At 64.0% G+C, this 12,114-nt stretch carries 15 protein-coding genes; 10 read left to right on the forward strand and 5 right to left on the reverse strand.

Annotation, left to right across the window (positions count from 1 at the left end; translation table 11 throughout):
- Positions 1–15: 15 nt before the first annotated feature.
- Together UP09_RS35885 and UP09_RS35890 are read left to right on the forward strand one after the other, a co-directional pair.
- Positions 16–552 (forward strand): SRPBCC family protein, encoded by a 537-nt coding sequence (locus UP09_RS35885; RefSeq protein WP_044543112.1) that lies wholly within the window; start codon positions 16–18, stop codon positions 550–552.
- A gap of 37 nt (positions 553–589) precedes the next feature.
- Positions 590–1,000 (forward strand): VOC family protein, encoded by a 411-nt coding sequence (locus UP09_RS35890; RefSeq protein WP_044543113.1) that lies wholly within the window; start codon positions 590–592, stop codon positions 998–1,000.
- A gap of 145 nt (positions 1,001–1,145) precedes the next feature.
- Here UP09_RS35890 and UP09_RS35895 read toward each other — a convergent pair whose 3' ends face one another.
- From UP09_RS35895 to UP09_RS35910, 4 genes are all read right to left on the reverse strand, one after another.
- Positions 1,146–1,568, reverse strand: coding sequence for a hypothetical protein (locus tag UP09_RS35895; RefSeq protein ID WP_044543114.1), 423 nt, complete (start codon positions 1,566–1,568; stop codon positions 1,146–1,148).
- A gap of 116 nt (positions 1,569–1,684) precedes the next feature.
- Positions 1,685–1,975 (reverse strand): hypothetical protein, encoded by a 291-nt coding sequence (locus UP09_RS35900; RefSeq protein WP_044543115.1) that lies wholly within the window; start codon positions 1,973–1,975, stop codon positions 1,685–1,687.
- A 193-nt stretch (positions 1,976–2,168) separates the two neighbouring features.
- Positions 2,169–2,957: an SDR family NAD(P)-dependent oxidoreductase gene (locus tag UP09_RS35905; RefSeq protein WP_044543116.1), complete on the reverse strand. Its 789-nt coding sequence runs from the start codon at positions 2,955–2,957 to the stop codon at positions 2,169–2,171.
- 280 nt (positions 2,958–3,237) lie between these two features.
- Complete coding sequence (locus tag UP09_RS35910) at positions 3,238–4,908, reverse strand: methyl-accepting chemotaxis protein (protein WP_044543117.1); 1,671 nt, start codon at positions 4,906–4,908, stop codon at positions 3,238–3,240.
- Between the two features lie 504 nt (positions 4,909–5,412).
- On the opposite strand from UP09_RS35910, the gene UP09_RS35915 reads away from it, so the two are divergent.
- From UP09_RS35915 to UP09_RS35950, 8 genes are all read left to right on the forward strand, one after another.
- Positions 5,413–6,066 (forward strand): glutathione S-transferase family protein, encoded by a 654-nt coding sequence (locus UP09_RS35915; protein WP_044543118.1) that lies wholly within the window; start codon positions 5,413–5,415, stop codon positions 6,064–6,066.
- Between the two features lie 145 nt (positions 6,067–6,211).
- On the forward strand, positions 6,212–6,583 hold the full coding sequence (locus UP09_RS35920) for a nuclear transport factor 2 family protein (RefSeq protein ID WP_044543119.1): 372 nt from the start codon (positions 6,212–6,214) through the stop codon (positions 6,581–6,583).
- A gap of 81 nt (positions 6,584–6,664) precedes the next feature.
- On the forward strand, positions 6,665–7,867 hold the full coding sequence (locus UP09_RS35925) for a serine hydrolase domain-containing protein (RefSeq protein ID WP_044543120.1): 1,203 nt from the start codon (positions 6,665–6,667) through the stop codon (positions 7,865–7,867).
- A 134-nt stretch (positions 7,868–8,001) separates the two neighbouring features.
- Positions 8,002–8,427, forward strand: coding sequence for a YciI family protein (locus tag UP09_RS35930; RefSeq protein WP_044543121.1), 426 nt, complete (start codon positions 8,002–8,004; stop codon positions 8,425–8,427).
- A 13-nt stretch (positions 8,428–8,440) separates the two neighbouring features.
- The gene (locus tag UP09_RS35935) at positions 8,441–8,866 is read left to right on the forward strand and encodes a YciI family protein (RefSeq protein ID WP_044543122.1); all 426 of its coding nucleotides are present in this window, start codon (positions 8,441–8,443) and stop codon (positions 8,864–8,866) included.
- Between the two features lie 44 nt (positions 8,867–8,910).
- Positions 8,911–9,279, forward strand: a complete 369-nt coding sequence (locus tag UP09_RS35940) for a YciI family protein (RefSeq protein ID WP_044543123.1) — start codon at positions 8,911–8,913, stop codon at positions 9,277–9,279.
- Positions 9,280–9,367: 88 nt separating this feature from the next.
- Complete coding sequence (locus tag UP09_RS35945) at positions 9,368–10,075, forward strand: TetR/AcrR family transcriptional regulator (RefSeq protein ID WP_044543124.1); 708 nt, start codon at positions 9,368–9,370, stop codon at positions 10,073–10,075.
- 130 nt (positions 10,076–10,205) lie between these two features.
- Positions 10,206–10,694 carry a DUF2852 domain-containing protein gene (locus tag UP09_RS35950; RefSeq protein WP_044543220.1) on the forward strand — a complete coding sequence of 163 codons (489 nt, stop codon included), beginning with the start codon at positions 10,206–10,208 and terminating at the stop codon, positions 10,692–10,694.
- A 346-nt stretch (positions 10,695–11,040) separates the two neighbouring features.
- Here UP09_RS35950 and UP09_RS35955 read toward each other — a convergent pair whose 3' ends face one another.
- Complete coding sequence (locus UP09_RS35955) at positions 11,041–12,114, reverse strand: tartrate dehydrogenase (RefSeq protein WP_044543125.1); 1,074 nt, start codon at positions 12,112–12,114, stop codon at positions 11,041–11,043.

Genomic DNA, 12,114 nt, shown 5'->3' on the forward strand with positions numbered 1-12,114 from the left:
GTCACGGAGACTATCATGTTCGAGACCATTGCCATCATCGCCGTCATCCTGGCGATCGCGATTGCGGTCGTCCTCATCCTGGCGGCGACCAAGCCTGATAAGCTTCGGGTCGTGCGTGCGATCAGCATCAAGGCGCCGGCGGAGCGGATATTCCCACTGATCAACGACTTCCACCAATGGGTCGCATGGTCGCCCTACGAGACCAGGGATCCCGCGATGAAGCGCACCTATGGCGGCGCGGAACGCGGCCAGGGCGCGGTCTATGCGTGGGACGGCAACAAGAATGTCGGCTCCGGCCGCATGGAGATCCTCGATGCGTCGGTGCCGTCGAAGATCGTCATCAAGCTCGATTTCTTCAAGCCGTTCGAGGGCCACAACACCGCCGAGTTCACAATGCTGCCGCAGGGCGATGCCACCAGCGTCACATGGACGATGTACGGTCCGGCCGTCTTCATGTCGAAGCTCATGCAGGTGTTCATCAGCCTGGATCACATGATCGGCAAGGATTTCGAAGCCGGTCTCGCCAACCTGAAGAAGCTCACGGAAAAGTAGCCGTTACGTTCCTCGTCAGTCCCCCAAGGAGCAAGCCATGCAGGTCAATCCCTATCTGTACTTCGACGGCAATTGCGAAGCCGCGCTGAAATTCTATCAGAAGGTGCTCGGCGCGAAGATCGAGGCCTCGTTCCCGTTCGGCGAAGGACCGCCGGAGATGCCGATGCCGCCGGAGTGGAAGGACAAGATCATGCACGCCAAGATCACGATCGATGGCGAGGTCATCATGGCGTCCGACGCCCCGCCCGGTCATTTCCAGAAGCCGCAGGGCTTTTCGGTCTCGCTGCAGGTCGAGGATCCCACTGAGGCCGAGGGTAGGTTCAAGGCGCTGGCCGACGGCGGCAGCATCACCATGCCGTTCGGCCAGACCTTCTTCTCCAAGGGCTTCGGCATGTGCGTCGATCAGTTCGGCATCCCCTGGATGGTGAACTGCCCGCAGGAGATGTAGCGAGGGCATCCCCTGTTGGTCCGTCATCCTGAGGTGGCCGCTTCTTCAGCGGCCCTCGAACGATCGACGGCCCCACTCGGGCCGTGCATCCTTCGAGACGCGCTTCGCGCTCCTCAGGATGACGGTATTGACCGGCGCGAGCGCTCTACCTGCACCGCGGATAGATCCCCGCGAGTTCGCGGCCGCGCAGCAGCAGCAGGCGCGACGTCAATCCGCCGCGGCGGATGATCCAGCCGCGCACCGGGGCCGGGTAGGCCTCCAGCACCGCCTCGGATGCTTCGGGCTCCGCATATAGACGCCCGCGCCGGTCGATCGAGCGCGCGGCGTGGAAGCCGAGCACCGCGCGTCGGGTCACGCAGATGCGGTCGTTCGGCACCATCGAGAGCACCAGCGTACAGGCCGACAGGCACGGGCCGTCGATCACCACGCGTTCGCCTGATGCGCGCACCTTGTCGAACAATTCGATGAACGGGCCGACCTGGCCGCCGGGGCTGGCGAGGATGCGTATCTCGGCCTGGGCGCAGGAAATTGTTGCGCAGAAAGCTGCCGCCGCGACAATCATCTTCATGAGCGCAATCCGTGTCGCCGATGCGATCAAGGTCCCGCCGCATCTGATAGCGCAGGCTTGCGCCGGATTNTGGGGCATCGTCAAGACCGATGCCCCTCCCGCCGATGAGGGATGGTTCAGGTCGCCCGGTTCTTGATCGCACCGACGATCGCCGTGAGCACGGCGCCGGCAACGCCACCGCCGGCGACCTGTCCGACGATGCTGCCGATGTCAGGCGTCGCACCGGAATTGGCGAGCAGTGGAATCAGCATGCCGAGCAGTTGTCCCCCGGCACCGCCGCCGATGGCACCCGCAATGGTGTTTCCGAGCGTGCCGAGATCGATGTTCTTGGCCGCGCCTGCGGCGACATTGCCGCCGACGGCTCCGCTGATGATTTGAATGATCAGATTGACGAGAACTCCCGACATGACGTGATTCTCCCCGATATGGTGCACAGGCACCGGTGCGGCGTCGGACTGGCGCCGCTTCGCGAAGGTTAGGCCGTTGGGGCGCGAAGGTCATGCTGCACGCGCGAAGATTGCGGGCGAATACAACATGTTTTCACCGGCTTTGCCGGCTGCGGGTGATGGGTGAGGCGGGAGTTCGAGACTGTCGTATTGGCTAACCATTCCGCCGCTGGCCACGCAGGGTCGGCAGGCCGATGCCGGCGGCGTCAAAACCGCCGTCGACGGCGAGGATCTGTCCGGTGATGTAGCTGGCGCGGTCCGAGCAGAGGAAGAAGATCGCGTCCGCCAGTTCCTCTTCCAGCCCGTAGCGGTTGAGCGGAATCGCGTCGTGATAGTCGGCGCGGATTTCCGCGGTGTGCACCGCCTTGGCCATCGCGGTCTCGACCGGCCCTGGAGCGACGCCATTGACACGAATGCCGAGCGGGGCGAGCTCGACCGCGAGTTGCTTCGTGAGATGCGCGAGACCCGCCTTGCTGGTGCCGTAGGCCGAGCGCAGCGTCGAGGCGCGCACCGCCGAGATCGAGGTGATGTTGACGATCGCGCCGCCGCCATGCTCGCGCATCAGCGGTGCGGCCGCCTTGGTGCACAGGAACGGACCGGTGAGGTTGACCGCGAGGATGCGGCTCCAGTCGGCATCGCTGGTCTCCAGCACCGGCGCGAATACGGCAACGCCGGCGTTGTTGACGAGGGCGTCGAGCCGGCTGAAGCGGCTGCTGACCGCCGCGATCGCCGCTGCCACGGCGCCGGCATCCGAGACGTCGCAGGTCAGCGCCAAAGTATTGTCGGGTTCATCAAGCGCCGCGACCGCAGCTTGCAGCAATGCGTCCTCGATATCGAGCAACGCAACGCGCCAGCCTTCGCCGAGAAACCGTTTTGCCGTCGCAAGCCCGATGCCGCGCGCGGCGCCGGTAACGAGTGCGACTTTGGGCGGAGACGAGGTCATGATGCGGGTCCGTTGTTCGAGCGAGCGGCGTCTGCTCGCGATCAAGGGAGCGTCTGCGACCTTTGGTCGGCGGTGTCAACCGGACACCGGCGCTGCGCTGTCAGTAAGCTATCGGGGAGGTGGCAACGAGCAGGGGCCTGACCCGGTGGGCCCGCTGGCGCAACTCGAAGGATGTCCGTCCCCAGCCCGGCCGTTCATCCTTCGAGGCTTTCCCGCTAGCGTCCCCAACGGCAAGGTCAAGGCCGTTGGGTGGAAACGACGGGTGTCGCGATTTCGCGCCTTACGCCGCGAGCTCGGCGGAGGCGCGCTGCATGTTGGTGGACATGTCCTGCGTCACGATGCTCTGCTCCTCGACCGCGGCGGCGGTCGAGGTGATGTACTCGTTGACGCCGGCGATCGCGGACTTGATCTCGGTCAGCGAACTGACCACCTCGCCGGCGATGCCGTTCAGCGCGTCGATTTCGGTCGAGATCGTGTCGGTCGCCTGCCGGGCCTGGTTGGCAAGGCTCTTCACTTCGGAAGCGACCACGGCGAAGCCGCGGCCGGCCTCGCCGGCGCGGGCCGATTCGATCGTGGCGTTGAGCGCCAGCAGGTTGATCTGCCCGGTAATGTTCGAGATCATCTCGACGATGCCGCTCATCGACTGCGCGGCGGTGTTGAGCTTCTGGGCCTGGCCATCCGCAGCCTCGACCCGGCCGGAGGCCGCCGACGCATGCTGCTTGGACTTGGTCATGGTCTCCGAGATCTCGCGGATCGAGGCGCTCATCTCCTCGCTGCCGGCGGCGACCGCCTCGATCAGGCCGCGCGCGCTTTCGGCCTTCTTGCGGCCGATCGCCTGCGCGGTGATGTCGGTGGCGTATTTCACCACCTTGCACGGCTTGCCGTTGAGGTCGAGGATCGGGTTGTAGGAGGCCTGGATCCAGATCTCGCGGCCGCCCTTGGCGATGCGCTTGTATTCGGCGGCCTGGAACTGGCCGCGGTTGAGCGAAGCCCAGAACTCACGATAGGCGGTCGAACTTGCCTCGACAGGCTCGACGAACATGCTGTGGTGCTTGCCCTGGATCTCGCCAAGCGAATAGCCCAGCGCGGTGAGGAAGTTCGGATTGGCGTTGCGGATCGTGCCGTCCATGTTGAACTCGATCACCGCCTGCGACTTGCCGATCGCGTCGATCTGGCCGTCATTATCGGCCGCCTTCAGCTTCTGCTGCGTGACGTCGGTCGCGAACTTGACGACCTTGAACGGCTTGCCGCTCTCGTCGAGAATCGGGTTGTAGGAGGCGAGGATCCAGATTTCCTTGTCACCCTTGCCAAGGCGCTTGAATTCGCCGGTCTCGAGCTCGCCGCGGTTCAGCCGCGCCCAGAACTCGCGATAGGCCGCGCTGCTGCGGTCGGCCGGGGTCACGAACATGCTGTGGTGCTTGCCCTGGATCTCGGCGAGCAAATAGCCCATCGCGCCGAGGAAATTCTCATTGGCGCTGACGATCGTGCCGTCCATGTTGAACTCGATCACCGCCTGCGCCCGGCTGATCGCGGCGATCTTGCCGGCGTCCTCCATGCTGTGGATCTTCTGCGCGGTGATGTCGGTGGCGAACTTGACCACGCCGACCGGCTTGCCGCTCTTGTCCATGATCGGGTTGTAGGAGGCCTGGATCCAGATCTCGCGGCCACCCTTGGCGACGCGCTTGTATTGCGCGGCCTGGAATTCGCCGCGGTTGAGGCTTGCCCAGAATTCACGGTAGTCGCGGCTGTCGCGAGTGGCGGGTTCGACGAACAGGCTGTGATGCTTGCCCTTGATCTCGTCGAGCGTGTAGCCCATCGCGTTGAGGAAGTTCTCGTTCGCGGTGACGATGGTGCCGTCGAGGCGGAATTCGATCACAGCTTGCGACTTGCTGATCGCTGCGGCTTGCGCCAGCGCATTCTGGATCTTCGCCTTGTTGCTGAAGGTAAACATCAGGGCTCCGTGAAGGTTCAATAGCGAAACGGGATGAGAAAAAGCGGATCGAGGCAACTCACGGAGAATTTGCAGAGAGCCGTTTAGCATCGGTAAAGGCTGATTTTTGCGACGCGGCAGCGACGTCGACGCAACTTGCTCTGCGGATGAAGCCATGTCGCTCAATTCGCGGAATTATTTTGCGAGTGTGCACGTTATCATCCACAGCAGATATGGCATGTTTACCGTACTCTTACGGGCGCAACTGCATCGCTTTCATATCACGATGGAGGCTCCGCAATTGTGCGGATTGATGGACGTATTACGAAGCGTGATGGCGCAGTAAGTCTTCGCTTAACGATCGGACGATTCGATCCGCGTCTTCGGCGCACCGACCGTCAACGGCTGGCGCCGGTGTCGGACCCGTTGCCCCCGCTCTGACCGATCAAATAATGTTCGTGCGACATGTCGGCGCGGCTACTTCCGGTTCGTCCTGGGGCCACTGACAAGATCACAGGAACGCCAATGCCCCTCACACTGCATTATCACCCGCTGTCCTCGTACTGCTGGAAGGCGCTGGTCGCGCTTTACGAAAACGGCACTCCCTTCAAGCCGAACTCCGTCAATCTCGGCGACCCTGACCAGCGCGCCGCCCTGCTCGCGCTGTGGCCGATCGGCAAGTTTCCCGTCCTCAGCGACGATGCGCGGGGAGAGACGGTGCCGGAATCAACCACCATCATCGAATATCTCGATCAACATTATCCCGGCACCACTAGGTTCATCCCCGTGGATTCTGATCTCGCGCTCAAGACGCGGCTACGGGATCGTTTTCTCGATCTTTACATCCATGCGCCGATGCAGAAGATCGTCGGCGACCGGCTCCGCCCGGCCGACAAGAAAGATCCGCATGGTGTGGCGGAAGCGCGGGCGCAGCTCCGTACCTCCTATGCGATGCTCGAGCAGCAGATCGCGCCCGGCCGCTGGATGATGGGCGAGGGCTTCACGCTGGCCGACTGCGCGGCCGCGCCGGCGTTGTTCTACGGCAATATGGCCGAGCCGTTCGGCGACACGCTGCCGCATCTGAATGCCTATCTCGAGCGGCTCAAGGTGCGGCCGGCCTTCGCGCGCGTCATCAAGGAGGCCGAACCCTATTTCGGCATGCTGCCGAAGGACGGCTAAGCCCACTCCTGCCTCTGGAACGCACCCGCAAAAATTATCAAGCCGACTGTCTTGTTTCGGTGTTCCCGTTCGTCTTCCACCTGAGGCCCGCGATCTGGAGGGGTTCCCTCCGGATCGCGCCGGTCGCAGGGAGTCTGGAGACGATATGGCAGCAGCTGGCAACAAAGCGGAGATCATCCGCGCGATCTTCGCCGCCTATCTCGCGAACGACCGCGAGGGGGTGGCGCAGGCGTTCGCGGAGGATTTCCACTTCAACACACCGTATGGCGAGAACATCGACAAGCCGACCTATTTCGACAAGTGCTGGCGCAACAGCGACTGGATCGGCCGCCACGAGATCGAGCGGATCATGGTCGAGGGGCCGGATGCCTTCGTCACCTATCGCTGCGTCGCCAAGGACGGCAAAAGCTTTCGCAACACCGAGTTCTTCGTGTTCGAGGGCGATCGAGTGAAGCGTGTCGACGTCTATTTCGGCCCCTCGCACCAGGACGGCAAGCTCGTCAAGCAGGAACGATGAACGTCGCCGACGATGTCGATCTCGCGGTTGCTCGATCGTCGTTGTCTGTGAGCGTGATGATGTCCGCAAGGGAACAAGAGAATGCCAAGTGACAACGGTGGCCTGTCGCGCGCGCGGCTTGGACGGATGCACGAGGTGCTGGCGCGCCATGTCGCCGACGGCGACGTGCCGGGTCTGGTCGCGCTGGTCAGCCGCCGCGGCGAGATCCACGCCGATGTCATTGGCCGAATGGCTGATGGCGGCGCGCCGATGCAGCGCGACAGCATCTTCCGCATCACGTCGATGACCAAGCCGGTGACCGCGGTCGCCGCCATGATGCTGGTCGAGGAATGCCGGCTCAGGCTCGACGATCCCCTCGATCGCTGGCTGCCCGAGCTTGCCGACCGCAAGGTGTTGCGCAGCATCGAGTCCGGGATCGACGACACCGTGCCGGCGCAGCGCGCGATCACGCTGCGCGACCTGCTCACCTTCCGCCTCGGGCTCGGCATGATCCCGGTGTTTCCGCAGCGCTATCCGATCCAGATGGCGATGGCGGATGCCGGCTTCGCGCCTGGGCCGGTGTTTCCGTCGTTTCCGCCGGACGAACTGATGCGCCGCTACGGCACGCTGCCGCTGGCCTATCAACCCGGCGAGCGCTGGCTCTACAACAGCGGGACCGAGATCCTCGGCGTGCTGATCGCGCGCGTCGCCGGAACGTCGCTGGCGAATTTTTTGCTGGAGCGCATCTTCGCCCCGCTGGGCATGACCGACACGGCATTCTATGTGCCGCAGGACAAGCGCGAGCGGTTTGCGACCTCCTATGCCCGCGATCACGCGACCGGTGCGCTAAAAGTGTTCGACGATCCGACCGCGGGCAAGTTTGCATCGCCGCCGTTGTTCGAGAACGGCAGCGCGGGCCTCGTCTCGACGGCGGACGATTTCAACGCGTTCGCGCAGATGCTGCTCAATGGCGGGCGGCTTGGTTCCGAGCGCATCCTGTCGCGGCCGTCGGTGGAGTTGATGACCTCGGACCAGCTCGCGCCGGAACACAAGCAGGGCTCCGAAATGTTCCTCGGTGCCGCGCGCAGCTGGGGATTCGGGATGTCGGTATTCACGGGGCGTGACGATCTCTGCCACGTGCCCGGCCGCTACGGCTGGGACGGTGGTTACGGCACGTCCTGGTATTCCGACCCGCGCGAGGCGATGACCGGAATCCTGTTGACCCAGCGCTTGATGGATTCGCCGCAGCCGCTACCCGTATTCACCGATTTCTGGACGCTTGCCTATCAGGCGATCGATGACTAGGGCGCGCATGCAGGGTGCGGCAATAACGCCCGAGATAATTTCTTTGGCCGTGTCGGTGCAGCAAAATCCCCTTCGTCTTTCAGCCGAGTGCCGGCATTGAGACCGGCCCGCACGACAGACAACGGAGCAGGACGATGAAGTTCATGGTGATCGTAAAGGCCGACAAGGATACCGAAGCCGGCATGATGCCGAGCACGGAGCTCTTGGCCGCGATGGGCAAGTTCAACGCGGAGATGGTCCAGGCCGGCGTGATGCAGGCGGGCGAGGGGTTGCACCCGACCGTGAAGGGCGCGCGGGTCAAATATGCCGGCGGAGAGAGCACGGTGACGCGCGGTCCGTTCAGCCTGTCCAACGATCTCGTCGCGGGCTTCTGGCTGATCGAGACCAAATCGCTGGATGAGGCGATCGGCTGGATGAAGCGCGCGCCGTTCGACGGTGGTTCCGAGATCGAAATCCGCCAGGTGTTTGCGGCTGATGATTTCGGCGACGCCCTGACCCCGGAACTGCGCGAGCAGGGCGAACGCCTGCGTGCGCAGGTCGAAGACGTGACGCGAAAATAAAGGAAGCAACACCATGCGTTTCATGATGCTGATGATCCCACTCGGTTACGAGAGCGCACCGGCCGAGCTCGATCTCGACCCCGAGCGCGTCGCCGCGATGATGCGATACAATCAGGCGCTGAAGGACGCCGGCGTGCTGATCACGCTCGAAGGCCTGCACCCGCCGGCGACCGGCGCGCGGGTCTCGTTTGCGTCAGGCCAGCCCGTCGTCACCGACGGCCCGTTCACCGAGGCCAAGGAAGTGATCGGCGGCTTCTGGATGATCGACGTCGCCTCGCGTGCGGAGGCGATCGAATGGGCCAGGAAATGCCCGGCCTCCACCAGCGAGATCATCGAGATCCGCCAGGTGCAGGAGATGGCGGACTTCCCGGAAGAGGTCCGAGAGGCCGCCGCGACCTTCGAACATCCGCAAGGCGGTTGGGGCAACGCACTTCGCTAAACCACCAACTGATCGTCAATCCATCACCCACAGGGAGCAAGCAGATGAGCACCACCAACACATTTCTCGCGGTCTATCTCGGCGGCGGCAAGGACGGCGCGCGCATGGCGGCCTGGAACAAGCTGCCGGAGGCCGAGCGTAAGGCCAAGGAGCAACAGGGCATGGCGGCGTGGGGCGCCTGGGTCGAGAAGCATCACGATGTGATCGTCGAGATCGGCGGCCCGCTCGGCAAGACCACGAAGGTCGACGCCAAGGGCGCAGCCGACATCACCAATCTGTTGACCGGCTTCACATTGGTACGCGCGCCCTCGCAGGAGGCAGCGGCCAAACTGTTCGAGAACCACCCGCATTTCGCGATTTTCCCCGGCGAGGCGGTCGAGATCATGCCGGTGCTGCCGATTCCCGGCCGGTAATCAGGTCTCCACAGCGAACAGTCCGTTAATCCCGGTTAACGGTGCTTTGTAGTGACCTTTCGCGCCGGCTCATGTAAAGACCGTTCACATGAGCTGGCGCAAGGACAAGGACGACGGCCGCGCCGAGCGCGGCTATCATCACGGCAATCTGAAAGAGGCGTTGCTGCAGGCCGCCCTCGATTTGATCACGAAGAAGGGGCCGGCCGGCTTCACCTTCGCCGATGCCGCGCGCATGGCCGGGGTCAGCCCGGCGGCGCCGTACCGGCATTTCCGCGACCGTGACGAACTGATCGCCAGCATCGCACAGCGCGGCTTCGAGCAGTTCGAAGCGCTGCTGACCCAGGCCTGGGACGACGGCCGCCCGGACACCGTCACGGCGTTCGAGCGCGTCGGCAAGGCCTATCTGGCGTTCGCGCGCCAGGAGCCCGCTTTCTATTCCGCGATGTTCGAATCCGGCCTGCCGGCCGATGCGAATCCGACGCTGATGGCTGCAAGCGAGCGCGCTTTCGCGATCATCCGCGCCGCCGCCGAGCGGCTCGCCGCGCTGGCGCCGCCAGGCATGCCGCGCCCGCCGGCGATGATGATGGCGCTGCACATCTGGTCGATGTCGCACGGCGTCGCCTCGCTGTTCGGCCGCGGCGACGCCGCACGGCGCAAGCTGCCGATGTCGCCGGAGGATCTGCTCGAGGCGGAAGTGCTGATCTATCTGCGTGGCCTCGGCTTCCCGACCGATCGCCGGCCCGGAGCAGCAGTTTCGGACGACAAGCCGGCGGGTCCGTGGGGCAAACCGAAATAAGGTTCAAAGCGAACTGCAAAAATAATTGGAGGGGTGCGTCATCCGCTCTGCTTGACTTTCCCAACGGCTCGGCTATCTATGTAAATGTTATTTACATTCACAACGGCGTGATGCCGTGATGGAGAAGGAAATGGCCTACACCGCAGATGTCAATCGCTGGCGCGGCCCCGCGGAAGACCAGTACCGCCCGCCCATGTTCGTGACGCCGTGGCATCCCCTCAAGATCGCACTGATCATCCTCGGCTTCATCATGTGGTGGCCGATCGGTCTCGCGCTTCTCTTTTTCACACTCGGGAGCAGAAAAATGGCCTGTTGGAGTCACTCGGATCGCTGGGCGAACAAGATGGAGCGCATGCAGTACAAGATGGATCGGATGAAGAACCACATGGAGCGCGGCGGCTTCCCGTTCGGCGGCTTCGGTGCGCCCACCAGCGGCAACCGCGCCTTCGACGAGTACCGCATGGAGACGCTGCGCCGGCTCGAGGAAGAGCAGGTCGAGTTCAAGAACTTCCTCGATCGCCTGCGCCACGCCAAGGACAAGCAAGAGTTCGACGCCTTCATGGCGCAGCACAAGCCCAGTCCGACCCAGCCGAACGACCAGCCGCCGCCGCAGAACTAAGGCGCGAGCCGCAACAAGCTAGCCTTCAGGCGATGTGCCCCCATAGAACCTGATGGCCCTGGGCCGCCCGTTTGCGAACAGCAAGCGGGCGGTTTGCGTTTTGGAGCACAGCATCGTGAGGTGAGCACGCGGATTGCGCACCCTCCCCCCTTGTGGGGGAGGGTGGGGAGAGGGGTGGCCCCGGGCGAGATGCACGAGGTGCGATTTCATCAACCTGCGTAGCGAGTGTCGTGGTTTCTAACGGAGAGCGGAGCAAGCGGCGCCCCTCTCCCCAACCCTCCCCCGCAAGGGGGAGGGAGCCCGGCCGGCGTGCTCGCCTCACGACACGCGGCGACGCACCCGCTTCCTACACATTCGACCCATGGATCGCGTCGATCACCGCGTCCGTGACTTGCTTCGTCGTCGCCGTGCCGCCGACATCGGGCGTCAGCACGCCGGCGGCGCAAACCTTCTCCACCGCCGCCATCAGCCGCACTGCTGCGTCGTTCTCGCCGAGATGCTCCAGCATCTGCACCGCGGTCCAGAACGTCGCGACCGGGTTGGCGATGCCCTTGCCGGTGATGTCGAAGGCCGAGCCGTGGATCGGCTCGAACATCGAGGGGAAGCGGCGCTGCGGATCGATATTGCCGGTCGGTGCCACGCCGAGGCTGCCGGCCAGCGCGCCGGCGAGGTCTGACAGGATGTCGGCGTGCAGATTCGTCGCCACGATGGTGTCGAGGCTTTTCGGATGCAGCGTCATCCGCACCGTCATGGCGTCGACCAGCATCTTGTCCCAGGTCACGGCGGGGAATTCCTGCGCCACTTCGGCGGCGATCTCGTCCCACATCACCATGCCGTGGCGTTGCGCGTTCGACTTGGTCACCACGGTGAGGAATTTGCGCGGCCGCGACTGCGCCAGCTGGAACGCATAGCGCATGATCCGCGTCACGCCCACGCGGGTGAAGATCGCCACTTCGGTGCCGACCTCTTCCGGCAGGCCGCGGTGGGCGCGGCCGCCCATGCCGGCATATTCGCCTTCGGAGTTCTCGCGCACGATCACCCAGTCGAGATCGCCGACGCCGACATTGCGCAGCGGCGAGGCAACGCCCGGCAAAATCTTGGTCGGCCGCACATTGGCGTATTGATCAAAGCCCTGGCAGATCGGCAGCCTAAGGCCCCACAGCGTGATGTGATCGGGCACATCGGGCGCGCCAACCGCGCCGAAATAGATCGCGTCGAACTTCTTGAGCTGGGCGAGTCCATCCTCAGGCATCATCACGCCATGCTTCTTGTAATAGTCCGAACCCCAGTCGAAGGTTTTGACGTTGAAGCTGATGTCGCCGGTGCGTTTCGCCAGTGCCTCCAGCACGCGGACGCCTGCGGAGATGACTTCGGGGCCGATGCCGTCGGCGGGAATGGCGGCGATGGAATGGGTGCGCAT

The organism is Bradyrhizobium sp. LTSP885 (assembly GCF_000938305.1).
Taxonomy (GTDB): Bacteria; Pseudomonadota; Alphaproteobacteria; order Rhizobiales; family Xanthobacteraceae; genus Bradyrhizobium.

What these genes read in the sequence shown, in the direction of transcription:
- UP09_RS35885 (WP_044543112.1), top strand. Translation starts at nt 16, where the DNA reads ATGTTCGAGACCATTGCCATCATCGCCGTCATCCTGGCGATCGCGATT.
- UP09_RS35890 (WP_044543113.1), top strand. Translation starts at nt 590, where the DNA reads ATGCAGGTCAATCCCTATCTGTACTTCGACGGCAATTGCGAAGCCGCG.
- UP09_RS35895 (WP_044543114.1), bottom strand. Translation starts at nt 1,568, where the DNA reads ATGAAGATGATTGTCGCGGCGGCAGCTTTCTGCGCAACAATTTCCTGC.
- UP09_RS35900 (WP_044543115.1), bottom strand. Translation starts at nt 1,975, where the DNA reads ATGTCGGGAGTTCTCGTCAATCTGATCATTCAAATCATCAGCGGAGCC.
- UP09_RS35905 (WP_044543116.1), bottom strand. Translation starts at nt 2,957, where the DNA reads ATGACCTCGTCTCCGCCCAAAGTCGCACTCGTTACCGGCGCCGCGCGC.
- UP09_RS35910 (WP_044543117.1), bottom strand. Translation starts at nt 4,908, where the DNA reads ATGTTTACCTTCAGCAACAAGGCGAAGATCCAGAATGCGCTGGCGCAA.
- UP09_RS35915 (WP_044543118.1), top strand. Translation starts at nt 5,413, where the DNA reads ATGCCCCTCACACTGCATTATCACCCGCTGTCCTCGTACTGCTGGAAG.
- UP09_RS35920 (WP_044543119.1), top strand. Translation starts at nt 6,212, where the DNA reads ATGGCAGCAGCTGGCAACAAAGCGGAGATCATCCGCGCGATCTTCGCC.
- UP09_RS35925 (WP_044543120.1), top strand. Translation starts at nt 6,665, where the DNA reads ATGCCAAGTGACAACGGTGGCCTGTCGCGCGCGCGGCTTGGACGGATG.
- UP09_RS35930 (WP_044543121.1), top strand. Translation starts at nt 8,002, where the DNA reads ATGAAGTTCATGGTGATCGTAAAGGCCGACAAGGATACCGAAGCCGGC.
- UP09_RS35935 (WP_044543122.1), top strand. Translation starts at nt 8,441, where the DNA reads ATGCGTTTCATGATGCTGATGATCCCACTCGGTTACGAGAGCGCACCG.
- UP09_RS35940 (WP_044543123.1), top strand. Translation starts at nt 8,911, where the DNA reads ATGAGCACCACCAACACATTTCTCGCGGTCTATCTCGGCGGCGGCAAG.
- UP09_RS35945 (WP_044543124.1), top strand. Translation starts at nt 9,368, where the DNA reads ATGAGCTGGCGCAAGGACAAGGACGACGGCCGCGCCGAGCGCGGCTAT.
- UP09_RS35950 (WP_044543220.1), top strand. Translation starts at nt 10,206, where the DNA reads ATGGCCTACACCGCAGATGTCAATCGCTGGCGCGGCCCCGCGGAAGAC.
- UP09_RS35955 (WP_044543125.1), bottom strand. Translation starts at nt 12,114, where the DNA reads ATGCGCACCCATTCCATCGCCGCCATTCCCGCCGACGGCATCGGCCCC.